Origin of the sequence: Telluribacter humicola (assembly GCF_017355935.1) — a bacterium.
In the GTDB taxonomy this organism is placed as follows: domain Bacteria; phylum Bacteroidota; class Bacteroidia; order Cytophagales; family Spirosomataceae; genus Telluribacter; species Telluribacter humicola.
Genome location: NZ_JAFIQT010000001.1, coordinates 2,323,400 through 2,338,734 on the forward strand (window position 1 = coordinate 2,323,400; position 15,335 = coordinate 2,338,734).

General features: G+C 51.6%; 15 protein-coding genes. 9 read left to right on the plus strand and 6 right to left on the minus strand.

Annotation, left to right across the window (positions count from 1 at the left end):
• Positions 1–68 precede the first annotated feature (68 nt).
• Positions 69–2,276: an FG-GAP repeat domain-containing protein gene (locus JUB14_RS09935; RefSeq protein ID WP_207505701.1), complete on the minus strand. Its 2,208-nt coding sequence runs from the start codon at positions 2,274–2,276 to the stop codon at positions 69–71.
• A 314-nt stretch (positions 2,277–2,590) separates the two neighbouring features.
• On the opposite strand from JUB14_RS09935, the gene JUB14_RS09940 reads away from it, so the two are divergent.
• A complete protein-coding gene (locus JUB14_RS09940; protein WP_207505702.1) occupies positions 2,591–3,070 on the plus strand; it encodes a hypothetical protein in 480 nt (159 codons plus the stop codon).
• A 190-nt stretch (positions 3,071–3,260) separates the two neighbouring features.
• Here the strand turns inward: JUB14_RS09940 and JUB14_RS09945 are convergent, their stop codons facing one another.
• From JUB14_RS09945 to JUB14_RS09965, 5 genes are all read right to left on the minus strand, one after another.
• A complete protein-coding gene (locus JUB14_RS09945) occupies positions 3,261–3,617 on the minus strand; it encodes a DUF3471 domain-containing protein (protein ID WP_207505703.1) in 357 nt (118 codons plus the stop codon).
• 39 nt (positions 3,618–3,656) lie between these two features.
• Positions 3,657–5,309 (minus strand): DUF8832 domain-containing protein, encoded by a 1,653-nt coding sequence (locus JUB14_RS09950; RefSeq protein WP_207505704.1) that lies wholly within the window; start codon positions 5,307–5,309, stop codon positions 3,657–3,659.
• Positions 5,306–6,529: a hypothetical protein gene (locus tag JUB14_RS09955; protein WP_229367614.1), complete on the minus strand. Its 1,224-nt coding sequence runs from the start codon at positions 6,527–6,529 to the stop codon at positions 5,306–5,308. Before JUB14_RS09955 ends, JUB14_RS09950 begins: the two co-directional genes overlap by 4 nt.
• A gap of 277 nt (positions 6,530–6,806) precedes the next feature.
• Positions 6,807–7,400, minus strand: a complete 594-nt coding sequence (locus JUB14_RS09960) for a C40 family peptidase (protein ID WP_207505705.1) — start codon at positions 7,398–7,400, stop codon at positions 6,807–6,809.
• Between the two features lie 132 nt (positions 7,401–7,532).
• Positions 7,533–8,369 carry a M48 family metallopeptidase gene (locus JUB14_RS09965; protein ID WP_207505706.1) on the minus strand — a complete coding sequence of 279 codons (837 nt, stop codon included), beginning with the start codon at positions 8,367–8,369 and terminating at the stop codon, positions 7,533–7,535.
• Between the two features lie 175 nt (positions 8,370–8,544).
• Here JUB14_RS09965 and JUB14_RS09970 point away from each other — a divergent pair, with 175 nt between their 5' ends.
• From JUB14_RS09970 to JUB14_RS10005, 8 genes are all read left to right on the plus strand, one after another.
• Positions 8,545–9,156 (plus strand): fumarylacetoacetate hydrolase family protein, encoded by a 612-nt coding sequence (locus JUB14_RS09970; protein ID WP_207505707.1) that lies wholly within the window; start codon positions 8,545–8,547, stop codon positions 9,154–9,156.
• A 156-nt stretch (positions 9,157–9,312) separates the two neighbouring features.
• The gene (locus JUB14_RS09975; RefSeq protein WP_207505708.1) at positions 9,313–11,160 is read left to right on the plus strand and encodes a M23 family metallopeptidase; all 1,848 of its coding nucleotides are present in this window, start codon (positions 9,313–9,315) and stop codon (positions 11,158–11,160) included.
• 2 nt (positions 11,161–11,162) lie between these two features.
• Positions 11,163–11,615 (plus strand): thioredoxin-dependent thiol peroxidase, encoded by a 453-nt coding sequence (bcp, locus tag JUB14_RS09980; protein ID WP_207505709.1) that lies wholly within the window; start codon positions 11,163–11,165, stop codon positions 11,613–11,615.
• Between the two features lie 72 nt (positions 11,616–11,687).
• On the plus strand, positions 11,688–12,545 hold the full coding sequence (locus tag JUB14_RS09985) for a transketolase (RefSeq protein WP_207505710.1): 858 nt from the start codon (positions 11,688–11,690) through the stop codon (positions 12,543–12,545).
• Positions 12,546–12,620: 75 nt separating this feature from the next.
• On the plus strand, positions 12,621–13,574 hold the full coding sequence (locus JUB14_RS09990) for a transketolase family protein (RefSeq protein WP_207505711.1): 954 nt from the start codon (positions 12,621–12,623) through the stop codon (positions 13,572–13,574).
• Positions 13,575–13,785: 211 nt separating this feature from the next.
• On the plus strand, positions 13,786–14,328 hold the full coding sequence (locus JUB14_RS09995) for an RNA polymerase sigma factor (protein ID WP_207505712.1): 543 nt from the start codon (positions 13,786–13,788) through the stop codon (positions 14,326–14,328).
• 55 nt (positions 14,329–14,383) lie between these two features.
• A complete protein-coding gene (locus JUB14_RS10000) occupies positions 14,384–14,827 on the plus strand; it encodes a hypothetical protein (protein ID WP_207505713.1) in 444 nt (147 codons plus the stop codon).
• 23 nt (positions 14,828–14,850) lie between these two features.
• The gene (locus JUB14_RS10005; protein ID WP_229367615.1) at positions 14,851–15,318 is read left to right on the plus strand and encodes a hypothetical protein; all 468 of its coding nucleotides are present in this window, start codon (positions 14,851–14,853) and stop codon (positions 15,316–15,318) included.
• The last annotated feature ends 17 nt before the right edge of the window (positions 15,319–15,335 follow it).

Consider the following 15,335-nt stretch of genomic DNA (forward strand, 5'->3'; position numbering starts at 1 on the left):
AGTCACACTACCTGAGTAGCCTGTCGCCCATTTTATTCAATATTAATTTAATATGAAGAGCTCTATATTTAGAAGGTACCATTCCCTTTGTTAAGGGCTATCCAAACGCCCTGATCGCCAAAGCCAATAATATCAGCGGCTCTGTCCGTAGTGAGATTAGCCACGAATCGGGGGTGACGATCTACCCGCCAGCCGCCTTCATTGATGCTGAAGTTCTTAATTACCCGGCGGGCCGGATGAAAGGTACCATCGCCCCTGCTCATAGCTACATAAACCCCATCATCACCAAAGCCTATGATATCGGCTGTTCTGTCGCCCGTCAGATCCACCAGAAAGCGGGGATGACGGTCTACGCGCCAGCCCTGATTGAAGCCAAACTCATTAAGTACCAAGCGGGGAGGCTGGAAGTTGCCATTGCCTGCGCTAACGCAGGTCCATACACCGTCATTGCCGAAACCTACTACATCAGCCCGGCCTTCACCGGTTAGGTCTGCCAGGAAGCGGGGATGCTGGTTGACCCGCCAGCCCTGGTTATAGCCAAAATTATTGATGACACGGCGGGCCGGTTGAAAGTTGCCATTGCCGTTGCCAGTAGCCAGCCAGACGCCATCGTCAAAGAACCCTACAATATCAGTCGGAAAGTCTCCGGTTATCTTAGCCACAAAGCGTGGGTGTTTGTCTACCCGCCAGCCCTGATTGAAGCCAAAGTTTTGAAGTACCAGTTGAGTAGGCTGAAAGGTACCATCGCTGTTGCTGATCGCGATCCATACTCCGTGGTTACCAAAGCCAACGAAGTCATCCCGGAAGTCACCGTTGAGGTCCACCATCAGGCGCGGATGCTTGTCTACCCGCCAACCCTGGTTGTAGCCAAAGTCGTTAATAACCAATCGGGCCGCTTGGAAGGTGCCATTACCCCCGTTGAGAGCCGTCCAGACACCGTCGTCGCCAAAGCCCACAATATCAGCTCTCTCATCACGGGTCAGGTTCGCCATGAGCCTGAGATGCTTATCCACACGCCAGTTGCCAGCCTTATATCCAAAATTGGCCAGTACAAAACGGGGAGGTTGGAAGCTGCCATTTCCATTATTTAGCGATGTCCAAACGCCGTCATCGCCAAAGCCTACTATATCGGAACGTCGGTCTCCGGTCAGATCCGTGACGAACCGGGGGTGTTGATCTACCCGCCATCCCTGCTCATAACCAAAATTATTGATGATAAATCGGGAGGGATCCGTTTCCGACTCCTGCGTGAAGCCACATTTATTGTTACCGGATAATCCAGCTACTCCGTTGAGGTAGCTGCCTGCGTAGAACTCCTGCTCCGGCGTAAGTACCAATGGTGGCGGCGTGAGGCTATCCGGTATCTGGTCGGGTAGGTGCGGGGCCAGTTCCGGGGGCAGGTACCTGGCCAGAAACATCGTCACAAAGTCAGCCGTGGCTTCATCCACCAGCTTACAGGTTCCGCGTGTCCGATCACAGGGAGTTGTTCCTTCGGGTAGGTAGTCCCAGTGCATTCCATTTTCAAAAATAATGCGGTGCTTGGGCGTGTTCAGCTTCTCCCACTGCCCATGGCCAAACATAGTCGTCAGTAAATCAGAACCACCGTGGATAAACAGCATCGGGATGCCCAGGGCATCAATGGGTTTGGGACCACCCGCCTGGATGTCCCAGTTGCCCCACACCCCACTGAGCGATACATAAGCTGACAGATCGTTCTGCAAAGCAAAGCGGCCGGAAAGCAGAGCTCCGTAGGAGTGGCCGATGATTGCCGTAGCCGGGGGGGCCATAAGTACCTCCCGGTACTCCCACGTCTGGCGCATCCAGGTGAGGGTAGCCGCTATCGCGGGTAGGGCCGGGTGATTAGGCGTAGCCGGATCAGTTCCACTTTCGGGTACATCCAGTGCAGCTACCACATAGCCTGCCCGGGCTAACTGAGCGGGCAACCTTAGCCATACCTTATAATGCTCTACCGCGCCGGGACAACTACCGTGTATAAACAGGACAAGGGGATAACGCCCACAGCCCGCCAGGAGAGCCCCCGAGGCGGGAGAGCCATCCAGACTCGGAAAGAAGACCCGCAGGTTGGCCGGTGTACCCTGGTTAGTTGTGTAGTCCCGGTGCCCGTAGAAGACAGGAGTCAGAGCATTGGGTTGCCATCCGATCGGACAGCTGGGAGGCGGGGGAATAGGCCACTTCCTCTTACGTGGTAAGTTCTTGGTGGCCGAGTGGTGGTCTTTGTGGGACCCCTCTTCAGGATGAAGTGTTTGATCAGTCATAGCTTTCCCCTGAGTAAGTGAATACAACGATCGAATACATGATCCAACCAGGCCCTGAGCCAATCCTGCTACTACATAAAAGTGTCCTTTATCAATCTGGATGCCTGTACTACTAGGTTCTATGTCAGTGGCCTGGGCGGTTGTGATTGTCTAATAAAGATACGGAGGTTTTGGATACGGAACCTAAGATTTTAGTGACCGGTACAGGGGGATTGGTTGATGGTAAGTTGCTGTTTTTCATAACTATTTTGCCTTTTCCGGCTTTACATGTATGTAGCCAGGTATGGCTACCAGGACAACCAACCATTTTAGAGATGATGCGGAAAAGAATTATAGATCAGGACCCGGGAAAAGCATCTGCTGCGGAGGGAAAGTGGCTGGATGTAAAAGACCTGGCTCAGGTAGAAGTGACTTCAGAGGATGAAGCCTTTCCTATCGAGGATGCATTTGAGACGTACGATGGTTCATCGGGCTGGCGGGCATCCGAGCCGGGCAAGCAGACCATCCGGGTTATCTTTGATGAACCACAGCGAATACATACCATTCACCTCTACTTTCAGGAGGAGCAACACGCCCGGACCCAGGAGTTTCTGCTACGGTGGTCACCGGATGAGGGGCAACCCCTGCGGGAGAATGTACGGCAGCAGTACAACTTCAGCCCCGACTCCTCTACCGAGGAACAGGAAACCTATACCGTCAACCTGGAAGAGGTAAAGGTAGTGGAGCTCACTATAATTCCGGATGTGGGTGGAGGTAGTGCTAAAGCGTCTGTTAGCAGATTTTTGATTGGCTAAGGAACTATTTCCTCGAGGTACCATAGTAGGTCTGTGGGGACACAGACCACGTATAGAATAGAATACCACTATCCGAAGGTTGTGAAGACACAACCCCCTGATAACGCGCCTGCTAAAACCTGCTAAAATAGAACTTAATAGCTTATTAAGGTATACTACTAACTAGCTCATAGATAGTGGTCGCCTAAAACTACTCTTTTCGTACCGCTTCCATGTCGGTATCCATAATATGGAGTACCAGGCCCACTACCTTGCGGGTGGATGGGTCGCGTTTGAAGGTAACCAGAGAGCCGTACTGGCTGGTAGATTTGAAAACGTCGGGCTTGTCCTGGGGGAGGAGTTTATTGGAACCATGACTATCGGCTTCGCCGTATAAGGCACCATCTGACACCTTTACCACAAAGTTGGTGATGAACTCAGTATTCTTAAACTGATAGGTACCTGCATACTCTTCCGGGGCACTAGTAACCAGGTACTTTGGAGCAGTTGTAAAGGAGAAAGTTCCTAAAACAGCAAGCAGAAACAGGCACGACAGTAGATTTTTCATAGTAGTTAGTAGTAAGTAGTTGTTGATAATACAGGCAATTTACAACGTAGTCGTATCCTTCACCTTCGCATCAAACACCCCCGTGATCACCTGCCCATTCCGCTTGATCTGTAAGAAAATGCGGTACTGGCCATCCTTGGGGAAGGAGTAGGGGAAGGTGATGCGGTTGGTATGCTCTTCGCCATTGTGGGTACTGCCCTTCATTTCCATACCCATTTCTTTCATCAGAAAGGTTTCGCGCTCGGCCGAAGACATGGTCTTGAGGCGGGCCAGGTACCGGTCTATGCTGTCGCGGAATACCTGCGGATTGGGGCGCTTGTAGATACGGGTGGTATCGGCAATGCGGCCTTTGAGCGTCTGCTCGGCGGCCATGGCGAAGGTGCCAACCGGGTGCAGGTGAATGTACACCGAGCCGTCGGATCGGACAATAGCCGCGTGCCCCGGCATACCCAAATAAGGCTCTAGCCTGGCCGGTGTACCATCGGGATTGAATACCTCAAAGGCCAGTTGGTAAGGCTTACCAGCTTCGAAGGTATTGCCTGAAGTACCTTCCCATACTACATAGGAGCCGTCTTTAAGTTTGGTCCTGGTACCTGGCGTACCACACACTACCACGTTTTCATCCAACGGTACCTGTTTTGGATTATTCAATGGGTCGGTTACGACGTAGGTATCTTCCTCGTCGGTGCGTTTGAGCGCGGTAGTAGTAGCAGCCAGTTCGGGTATCTCTACCGTGTCTACGATGGTTTCGGCAAAGCCCGATAGCTGCACAATATCCGCGTAGACCAGGTACTTGCCCGGAGGTAGTTTGGGTACGTAAGCCTGGAAGGTAGTACTGTCGCGGCGCTCGGGGTGAAGGTGCGCGAAGGCATCCAGCCCCGGAGTGCGCACCAGGAAGAGATGCATCAGCTTACCGTGGTCGGGTACGAGGGTACTCAGCATACTGCCCCGGCGCCGGGCAGCCCAGCCGGTAGTATCGATCTGCAGGCTGAATAGGCGCTGACCGTCTTCGTTGATGATTTTTGAAGTACCCTGCAGGGGCTTATAGATCCACTGGCGGTAGTCGGCGGCCCAGCTATCCCACCAGCTGCTACCCCCGTAGAGGATCACGGCACACACCACCGTAGCAATCCCCATGTTCATCCAGCGTTTGCGCTTCTGTGGCGCCGTAAGTACCTGTCCGGGTTTCATGATGCCGTCGCTGACGCTAGCACCAATGGCAGTTACCATCAGTAGTACCAGGAACAGCCCCAGCCCCGTCAGGAGCCAGCCCAGTCCGGCGGGCATGTCGCGCTCGGCAGTGGATACGGCCACGATGGGTACCACCAGTTGCCCTTTGCCCAGCTTGCCATCCAGTTCGATCTGCACGCTGGACGAGCCCCATTCCATCAGCCACACAATACCCTGAAACTGTCCCGGCTGTCCGGCTACGGGTACTATATCGTCGGGGGAGGGAGCCCCTTCGTCACCGGAGCGGAAGTAGATAGGCCGCGCCTGTACCGAAGTGATGCCTTCACTTTCTGAATAGACACTGATTTGAGCCGTACCGGGTATCACATCCGGCGGCTGTACATTGACCAGGACCTTATAAGGCCCGGCCTGTCCCTGAAAAAGTACTCCCGAACTACCTACGTGGGCCTGTGCGGCAACCGCACTCAGGAGCAAACCTACTATGAAAAGAAGCTTTCTCATCGTTGTATCTTATTCATCCAGTTACCCCAAGCCAGACCAATCCGGGAAGATATCAAACTTAATACCAGCGCTATTCCCAGCCCCTGGAGCAGGTCAGGCATGGACTGCAGCGACCATGGGCCAAACTTGTAGCGGTACTCCCAGTTGGGATCGTTGCCAAAGTACCAGTAGTGGCTGCCAAAGAACCAGTTACGTGCGTAGGGTGACTCCATCTGGAATGCACCAAAGTACCATTGTACCACCAGGAATACGGCAAAGAACACCACCCCCACAACCAGGGTCAGCAGCCAGTCATTCATCTTTGTATAGCGCATGAGCAGCCAGTCCATCGCCAGGGCAGGTACGATCAGCAGCAGCGGAAACGCAAACCCCTGGTAGTGGTCGATGTGGTACAGGATAGGGCCCAGTTTGGGTTCGGCCGGGAACAGGGGGATGATCCAGAGGGTGAGGCACAGCATAGCCGTGTAGACTCCCGTGGAGGCCGTGATGGTCCAGCGGTTGGGGATGGCCCGGCCAAAGGCCAGCAGGAAGATTGGGAAGGCCGCGCAGGCAAACTGGTAGTAGCTGGAGTGATGGGAGTTCCATTTATCCATTTGCTCGGAGAGCAGCGTAAACCACATCGACAGCAGGAAACCTGCCGACAGCGCAAACATCCAGTAGATGCGGGTATCGCGTTTGGCACGTTCGTCGGTGGTAAAGTGGGTGTATTGTTTGGTCTGGTTGCGCAGGGCCAGTACCGTAACCATCGCCCCGAACTGCACGCCGATGATACCCAGCGCCAGTACAGTATGCGGAGGGGACAGGATCGTCACGTCTAGGCCGTAGGTATTATGCCACCAGTCGTCGAAGGGAGCGGAGGTAAGCATGGCTATGGCTCCCCAGATACAGAAAATAGCGCCAAGGGAGCTGTAGAAAAAGCCCCAAATCTTAACGCTCTGGGATTTCTGAGTTTCGCTGCCCGCGAAGGTGGTACGCAGTACCTGAAAGCCTGAGAATAATCCGGCTACCACGGCACCCACGTACACCAGGATGTGCGGGGGCGAAAACAACCCGTCGCGACCGATACTCTGGTGCCAGCAAATATCCCAGATAATGCCCGTCATGACGCAGAAGGAAGAAAAGACGACGGCATACACGTACGATGGAATCCCCAGACGGCGCGTGGTGTCGGAGGCCACGGGCTGGGTAGATACCCAGGTAGGGTTTAGTGATTGATCCATGAAGGCAAGGTGGTGTTTAGTGGTAAGTGCTCTAATCCTGATAAAGACAAGCCGAAAAGCATTATCCCCTATGGATTTTGTAAATATAATGTGAATTATAGAACTATAGAAAGGAGAGCTATAGCTAAGTGAAGAGGAGTTGGAAGCGTATGTCTTGATACTCTTCCGAAAGCACACCGGATGCAGTAGGTACCTGATCTTTCAGGTACCTGGTAGTGGCTATATCAGTAATGACGGGATGAAATTGGAATGGCGCAATTAGCTTACAGCTACTGGCTTAAAACGGCCGCATAGCCTTCACAAAGCGATTTTTGAAGTAATTCGAATAGAGATTGTCTTCGCGGACGCCGCGGGAGGTAGAAGCATGGATAAAAAAGACTTCCTGTCGCCCTCTGACCTCTGTCACTATACCCGCATGGGATACATACCCTTCCTTACCGGCATCGGGTACAAAAAACAGCCAGTCGCCGGGCTGAATGTCTTCCACGCGCGCAACCTCCCGGCCAAACTCCGATTGCTGCCACGAAACACGAGGTACCTTGTAGCCTACCTCCGAATACACCGAGCAGATCAAACCAGAACAGTCAATGCCGCGCTTGTCATTGCCTCCCGATCGGTAGGGAGTACCGGTGAAGGTACGGGCTACCCGTACTACTTCGTTGACGCGTTTTTCGTAAGGACCGGAGGGCCGGCTATATGGAGGAGTATTGGCAGGTCTTGGGGCTGGCTTGGCAGGGGCTGGCTTGCGGGCCGTTGAGGTAGTGGCGGGACGTCGGGTGGTCCTGGAAGCCGGGGTTTTGCGAAGCGTTTCGCAGGAGAAAAAAACGAGGGATGCTAGCAGAATAGAAGGTACAACTGTAAATTTTCTCATCGGCGGCTAGGGTGGTTTGTTTCAAAAATAACGAACCCAGCCCCATTTATTGTAACCTTAGACGCATAAAAAAGGCTGCTTTTTCAAGCAGCCCCTTTATTCAGCTTACTAGTTTATTCTAAACTGAGCCTGTTATCTGCGGCCTCCCTGTCCATTGTAGTACTCCATCGCTTTGGGAACCAGTCGGTTCAGGTTACGGATACGAGTACCTTCAGAGGGGTGCGTTGAGAGAAACTCCGGGGTACCTGGTCCCTTGGCTGCCGCCGCCATCCGTTGCCAGAAATCTACTGCCGCCTGCGGATTATATCCGGCCTTAGCCATAAATATCAGTCCCAGATGGTCAGCTTCTGATTCCTGATTCCGGCTGTTAGGTAGTATGTATCCAATGGCAGCAGCGGCCGGTGCTGCCACTCCATACACGCTGTTATAGATCTGCTGAGTTTGCTGTGGCTTGTTAGACATAGCTACCCCAAGTCCTACTTGTCCGGCGGTAAGTACACCTTGCGACAGGAGACCCTGACTCATGCGTTCGGCACCATGGCTGGCAATGGCGTGGGCGATTTCGTGGCCCATTACTACCGCTATACCTTCTTCATTCTGGCAAATGGGAAGTATGCCGGTATAGAACACTACCTTACCACCGGGCATACAAAAGGCGTTGATCTGCGGACTGTTCACTACGTTGTACTCCCACTGAAACCCTTCAATGAGCCCAAGTTGATTATTATCTCTCAGATAGTCTTCTACGGCTCGCTGTATTTTTACCCCTACCTCGCGAACCGACTCCACACTTGCACCTCCTCTTACTACCTGGCTGGTGTCAAGTAGTTGGCGGTAGCTCTGAAAGCTCATGGGAAGTAATTCCTTGCTGCTGACCAGCATGAGTTGGTTTCGACCTGTAAGGGGTACCCGCTGACATCCTGCTACAAAGAGCAGGGAAGCTAAAGCGGCAAAAAAGATTCTTTTCATGTTTTTGAGTGATTATCTGAAAAAAATGGAATGATAGTGGCCAATATTACTTGTAATGGCAATTCTTAAGTCAAGAAAAATAAAAATAATTATGCCACTGTGGGTAATCGTAAGTAGCTTTGCCCATAGGTTAAGCCTGGTAAATTTCACTCCGTATAATCCTAAAAGCATCCCTATGAAAATCATTTGCGTAGGACGTAATTACGCCGAACATATTCAGGAACTGAACAACGAACGACCAGATGCTCCCGTTATATTCATGAAGCCCGATACGGCGTTACTCCGTCCCGGTGAAATATTCTACTATCCCGAGTTTTCGGAGGATGTGCATCATGAGGTGGAGGTAGTCGTGAAGATTAATAAAATGGGCAAGTTTATTGAGGAGAAATTTGCTCATAAGTACTACGACGAGATTGGTATAGGTATTGATTTTACGGCCCGAGATGTTCAGTCAAAGTTGAAAAGCAAGGGGCTGCCCTGGGAGCTTGCCAAAGCATTTAACGGCTCAGCTCCAGTATCGGATTTTGTGTCCAAGGCTGACTATGCCGACCTACAGGACCTCAACTTTAAGCTGGAAGTGAATGGCGAGACGCGGCAGGAGGGTAATACATCTATGATGCTGTATAGGATCGACTACCTGATCTCGTTCGTGTCGCAGTACTTTACCCTCAAGACCGGCGACCTCATCTTTACGGGTACCCCCAAGGGCGTAGCTGCCGTCAAGCCCGGTGACCGTCTGGTGGCTTCTGTTGAAGGAAAAACCATGCTGGAACTGGACGTGAAGTAGTAGTTTAGATAGATTGATAAGACGTAATTTTTCAGGATATATAATAGAAATTGGTTCGTGAGGAGATTTGCTTTTTTAGTAGCACTAGTTTGTTTAGTTCCTTTTACCCTGTTCGCTCAGAACACCCCGAAACAGTCCTATTCCAAGGACTATTTCATGTTCCCAATTATGCCCGGTCAATCCAATAGCCTGGCGGGGGTACTGGGCGATCTGCGGACCAACCATTACCACGGTGGCCTTGACATCCGTACCCAGCAGCGGGAGGGACTATCTGTACACGCGGCAGCCGAAGGGTACGTATACCGCGTAGCCGTGCAGGGGACGGGCTACGGCAATGTTATCTACCTCCGTCACCCCAATGGCCTTACTACCGTATACGGCCACCTTCAGAAGTTTGGGGGTAAGCTCGGCGACTATGTACGCGAGCAACAGTACCAAAAGCAAAGCTTTGCCATTGATCTCTATCCCGAACCGGGACAGTTTACGTATAAGAAAGGTGAAGTAATGGCGCTGTCCGGCAATACGGGTGGTTCGGGAGGTCCGCACCTGCACTTCGAAATCCGGGATTCGCAGAACAACTACCTCAATCCGCTGTTCTTCGGCTTCCGTGAGATTCGGGACAATACCGCCCCCGCCTTCCTGAACCTGGCCCTGCGCCCCATGACCATCGAATCGAGGGTGAACGGGCGCTTTAACCGCCAGACCTATAAGCCGGTTCGGCAAAGCAACGGCAGCTACCGCATCCCCCAGACGATCCGGGCTACGGGTGAAGTAGGGCTGGAGCTACAGGCCTACGACTTCATGACGGGTACGGGTTTTCGCTACGGACTGCACTGCATCGAAGTAAAGCTGGACGGTAAGGAGATCTTTGTGTACAACATGGAGAAGTTTCCGAGCCTCTCTACCCGCGACTACAACAACCTCATCGACTACCGCACCGAACAGGAATCCGGAGCCCGTTTTTACAAGCTCTACAACCCCGACGGAAATATATTCGAGATCTTCAAAACAGATAACTACCAGGGCAAGCTCCAGATCAGGGATACGCTGGTACACGAGGTGAGTATCAAAGTATTCGACTCATTCGAAAATTCATCTCAATTGTTGTTTACGGTACGGGGAGAAACCTCTGGCGAGGAAGTACCGACGGCTACGACCGAAACCAGCCCTCAGGTACTACTGAGCGACGTTCAGGAAAATATTCTGAAGGTAACAGCCCAGGGGTACCGCAGTCCCGAGCCATTTGCCAACTACTTTACTGAGCGCCGTCGGGTGCAGGAAGATCCGGCTTACTATGAGAACGGTTCACCTGTGTTCCTGACCGACCTGCGCACCTACCTTCCTGACTCGGTACAGGTAGGAGGGAGAGTAGCGCCGCTATCGTACAAGGCCAGCATACCTCCGGCTCGGCCCTTTACCTACAAGTCGGATCGCTGGACCATCAAATTTGATACAACAAGCCTGTTCGATACACTGCACCTGGCCATCCGCCAGAACCTCAATACCCTTACCATCAACGAGCCGGAGATTCCCCTCCGCTACTACATAGATGTGACGTACCGTCCCGAAGGGCCCGTCATGAACAAGGAGCGGACCAACGTGTATCGGTACAACCGGGGCGGCTATAGCTTTGTGGGTGGTACCTGGCAGGATGACCGCCTTACCTTCAGCACCCGTGAACTGGGTACCTTTATCCTGCAGACTGACACGACTCCGCCCAGTGTAAAACTGGTAGAGCACAGTAAAAAGCAGATCCGGGCCTACATCAGCGATGGCATGTCGGGTATAGATTCGTTCAGAGCCATGGTCAATGGCGAGTGGGTACTGATGAACTACGAGTACAAGAGCCGCTATATCTGGTCAGAAAAACTGGACGACAGCCAGCCCTTTGAAGGAGAGTTGGTGCTGGAAGTGAAGGACAAAGCAGGAAATAGTACTATCTTGCGCACCGATATTGCTGAACCAGTGGTAAGAAAAGCTCCAACCCGTAAAAGAAGAAGATAGCTATGGCACTTCAACAAGGTGATCCGGCCCCGGCTTTCGAAGCCAAAGATCAGAATGGCAACAACGTAAAACTTTCTGACTTTGCCGGCAAAAAAATAGTCCTGTATTTCTATCCCAAAGATGACACCCCCGGCTGTACCGCCCAGGCCTGTAGCCTGCGTGATAACTACGAAGCCATGCTGTCGCGTGGGTATGCTGTGCTCGGTGTAAGCGTGGACGACGAGAAGTCGCACCGCAAGTTCGCCGATAAGTATAATCTGCCTTTTCCGCTGCTGGCCGATACGGACCACAAGCTGGTGGAAGACTATGGTGTATGGGTTGAAAAAAATATGTACGGCCGCACCTACATGGGCATAGCCCGTACCACTTTTGTCATTGATGAAAAGGGTACTATAGAGGAAATCATACAGAAAGTAGATACTAAAAATCACGCTACCCAGATCCTGGGGGAGTAACCTCAGCGAATCAATACCCACGGCCCACTCATACTCTAATCCTACTATTTATTAACTTTCTTTTTTGACGAAATGGAAATTGAACAACTAGAAAAAGTAGCCTCACAGGTTCGTCGTGACATCGTCCGGATGGTACACGGTTGTCAGTCAGGCCATCCCGGCGGATCGCTGGGTTGTGCTGATCTGCTCGTAGGTCTTTATTTTGATCACATGCTGATCAAAGAAGAAGACGGTAAGGCTGTCTTTGATATGAACGGTACGGGCGAAGACCTCTTCTTCCTTTCCAATGGACATATCTCTCCGGTATGGTATAGTGTGCTGGCTCGTAAGGGGTACTTCCCGGTAGAAGAAATGGCTACTTTCCGTAAGCTGGATTCACGCCTGCAGGGTCACCCTACTACCCACGAAGATCTGCCCGGTATTCGTATCGCCTCCGGTTCGTTAGGACAGGGCCTATCGGTAGCTATCGGTGCGGCTATGGCCAAGAAACTAAATGGTGATGATCGTTTTGTGTACTGTCTGATGGGGGATGGTGAGCAGCAGGAAGGCCAGGTTTGGGAAGCAGCTACGTTTGCTCCTCACCACATGGTCGACAACCTCATTGCCTTCATTGACCTGAACGGCCAGCAGATCGACGGTCCTACCGTAAAGGTAATGAACAACCGCGATCTGGGTGCCAAGTACGAAGCCTTTGGCTGGGAGGTAATGGAAGTGAAAGAGGGTAACGATATGGCCTCGGTAATCAAAGGTCTGAAAGAAGCCAAGAGCAAGGCCGGTCACGGTAAGCCCGTGATGGTACTGCTGAATACCGGTATGGGTTACGGCGTAGACTTCATGATGGGTAGCCACAAGTGGCACGGTGTAGCTCCTAACGATGAGCAGCTGGCTGCCGCGCTGGCCCAACTGGAAGAGAGCCTGGGTGACTATTAATCTATACTCAAATAAGCTTCCGGCTCTCCTGGGAGCCGTGGTATCGAATACCTTACTATCCAAAGACTGTTCATAATGAAAAAATATACATTTACCGAAAAGAAAGATACCCGTTCGGGATTCGGAGCCGGCATGCAGGTGCTGGGTCAGCAAAATCCTGATGTAGTTGCCCTTTGTGCCGACCTGGTTGGCTCCCTGAAACTGGATGCGTTCATCAAAGAAAACCCTGAGCGCTTTATTCAGTGTGGTATTTCCGAAGCAAACATGATCGGAGTGTCGGCTGGTCTGACCATAGGCGGCAAGATCCCTTTCGCGACTACCTTTGCAAACTTCGCTACGGGTCGCGTATACGACCAGATCCGTCAGAGTGTAGCTTACTCGGGCAAAAACGTGAAGATCTGTGCTTCGCACGCCGGTCTGACCCTGGGTGAAGACGGAGCTACCCACCAGATCCTGGAAGACCTTGGCATGATGAAGATGCTGCCCGGTATGACGGTGATCAACCCATGTGACTTCAACCAGACCAAGGCGGCTACCATCGCCATTGCCGAGTATGATGGCCCGGTGTACCTGCGTTTCGGACGCCCGGTAGTACCTATCTTTACCGATCCTGACCAGAAGTTTGAAATCGGTAAGGCCTGGATGGTAAGCGAAGGTACCGACGTAAGTATCTTTGCTACAGGTCACCTGGTATGGGAAGCCATTCAGGCGGGTGAGCAGCTGGAAGCCGAAGGCATCAGCGCCGAGATCATCAATATACATACCATTAAGCCTTTGGACGAAGAAGCGATCCTAAAGTCAGTAGCCAAGACCGGTTGTGCTGTGACTGCTGAGGAGCATAACCGCATTGGTGGACTGGGTGACAGCGTGGCACAGGTATTGATTAAAAACCAGCTGGTACCTCAGGAATACATAGCCGTTGACGATAGCTTCGGCGAGAGTGGTACCCCCGCTCAACTAATGGAAAAGTACGGTCTGACGGCCAAAGATATCGTCGCTGCCGCCAAGCGGGCTATCGCACGCAAATAGAAAGCAATGGTAGGTGGTGGATGCGAGTAGCCGGCAGACAACCGTCTTTTAAACAAGAGGGATGAAAAGCGAGTTGGTATAATTTATATCCCGGATTACCTGGTTCAGGTCTTCAAAAATCTGATGTCGGTACCGACCAGGGTAGTTATACCAATATTCAATTCACCACCTACTATTTACTTTCAACCAGATAGCTCAGCTTGCTGATAGAATGTCCGACGAAGAGTTATTAGAATTATATAGAGATCCGGATACGCGTAGAAACGCGTTTAACCAGTTGGTACGTAAGTACCAGCAAAAAGTATATTGGTTGGTACGGAAGATGGTCGTTGACCACGATGATGCCAACGACATTACCCAGGAAGTATTCATTAAAGCCTGGACGGCCCTCGAAAATTTCCGGGGCGATGCCAAACTCTACACCTGGCTGTATCGCATTGCCAGCAACGAAGCCATCAACTTTCTGAATAAAAAGCGCCGCCGCTTCTTTGTACCTATACATGACGTAGAAGGCGAGCTGAGCGAAAAACTGGAATCTGATCCGGTGGTGAGCGGCGACGAAGTGCAGTTGAAACTGCAGAAAGCTATTCTTAAACTACCTGAAAAGCAGCGCCTGGTATTTAACCTTAAGTACTACGAAGACCTGCCTTACGAAGAAATTTCTGAGATCACGGGTACATCCGTAGGAGCCCTGAAAGCCTCCTACCACTGGGCCGTGAAAAAAATAGAAGACTTTTTGAACGGTACCGATTAAACTTTTGGATACCTTACTATGTCTTACCTATAAAGAAAGCAATTAAAGTAAAGTCATGAATAACAATCGGATACGACTGGAAGATGTGGAACGTAAAGTCCCTTTCGAAGTACCGGAAGGATACTTCGACCGACTGCCCTCGGAAATACAGGCACGTATACCTGTACACCAGGAGCACGCCAAGCCTTTAATCAGCTGGTCGTGGCAGCGTTCGGTAGGATTGGCAGCGGCATTGAGTCTGCTTTTGGTACTTGTGTGGGTAACGTACCCGGAAACCCAGGGACCATTGGGACAGGAGCCGCTTAGCCAGGTAAGCGATGAGGCCATCATTCAGTACCTCGAAGAGCAGAACATAAGCTACTATGACCTAAGTGAGCATCAGGTAGTACAGGGAGCTTTCGCGACAGACTCCACGGTCATGCACTATCTGGACGGACTGGATGAAGAGGTGATTCGTCAGCAAATAATTGATAACACACCCGTACTAGAGACTATTTAACCCACAACAACTAAATCGAAACAATGAAATCATCAAGCCTAAATACGATTTGGGGCCGATTCTTTCTGATAGGATTTGTTCTCCTGGCTACTGCTACGTCTTCCTGGGCACAGCGCCCTGACAGGGAAGAGATGCAGCGTATTCAGGATGCCAAGATAGCCATCATAACCAATCGACTGAGTCTGAGCCCGGAGCAGGCCACCGGATTCTGGCCTGTTTATAACGAGTACTCGCAGAAGCGCCGCGACATTCACCGCCAGCAGCGGAAAATCATCGTGGAGAAAAGGCAGTCCGGTACTACCGATGAGGCTGTACTGGCCAACCTCAAGGAAGTACAGGACCTGAAGCAGAAAGAACTGGATCTGGAAAAAGATTACCAGTCCAGGTTCCTGAAAGTTATTTCAGCAAGTCAGCTGGGCGAGCTTTACAAAGCCGAACGGACCTTTAATGACATGCTGCTGCAGCGCCTTAAAAAGAACGGCGACGACTAACCGGTTATATAGGTAAT

Excerpts from the sequence above, each read along its gene's own strand:
- JUB14_RS09975 (WP_207505708.1), top strand. The coding sequence starts at position 9,313 with ATGTTCCCAATTATGCCCGGTCAATCCAATAGCCTGGCGGGGGTACTG.
- JUB14_RS10000 (WP_207505713.1), top strand. The coding sequence starts at position 14,384 with ATGAATAACAATCGGATACGACTGGAAGATGTGGAACGTAAAGTCCCT.
- JUB14_RS09985 (WP_207505710.1), top strand. The coding sequence starts at position 11,688 with ATGGAAATTGAACAACTAGAAAAAGTAGCCTCACAGGTTCGTCGTGAC.
- JUB14_RS09970 (WP_207505707.1), top strand. The coding sequence starts at position 8,545 with ATGAAAATCATTTGCGTAGGACGTAATTACGCCGAACATATTCAGGAA.
- JUB14_RS09935 (WP_207505701.1), bottom strand. The coding sequence starts at position 2,276 with ATGACTGATCAAACACTTCATCCTGAAGAGGGGTCCCACAAAGACCAC.
- JUB14_RS09995 (WP_207505712.1), top strand. The coding sequence starts at position 13,786 with ATGTCCGACGAAGAGTTATTAGAATTATATAGAGATCCGGATACGCGT.
- JUB14_RS10005 (WP_229367615.1), top strand. The coding sequence starts at position 14,851 with ATGAAATCATCAAGCCTAAATACGATTTGGGGCCGATTCTTTCTGATA.
- JUB14_RS09990 (WP_207505711.1), top strand. The coding sequence starts at position 12,621 with ATGAAAAAATATACATTTACCGAAAAGAAAGATACCCGTTCGGGATTC.
- JUB14_RS09945 (WP_207505703.1), bottom strand. The coding sequence starts at position 3,617 with ATGAAAAATCTACTGTCGTGCCTGTTTCTGCTTGCTGTTTTAGGAACT.
- JUB14_RS09940 (WP_207505702.1), top strand. The coding sequence starts at position 2,591 with ATGATGCGGAAAAGAATTATAGATCAGGACCCGGGAAAAGCATCTGCT.
- JUB14_RS09950 (WP_207505704.1), bottom strand. The coding sequence starts at position 5,309 with ATGAGAAAGCTTCTTTTCATAGTAGGTTTGCTCCTGAGTGCGGTTGCC.
- JUB14_RS09955 (WP_229367614.1), bottom strand. The coding sequence starts at position 6,529 with ATGGATCAATCACTAAACCCTACCTGGGTATCTACCCAGCCCGTGGCC.
- bcp (WP_207505709.1), top strand. The coding sequence starts at position 11,163 with ATGGCACTTCAACAAGGTGATCCGGCCCCGGCTTTCGAAGCCAAAGAT.
- JUB14_RS09965 (WP_207505706.1), bottom strand. The coding sequence starts at position 8,369 with ATGAAAAGAATCTTTTTTGCCGCTTTAGCTTCCCTGCTCTTTGTAGCA.
- JUB14_RS09960 (WP_207505705.1), bottom strand. The coding sequence starts at position 7,400 with ATGAGAAAATTTACAGTTGTACCTTCTATTCTGCTAGCATCCCTCGTT.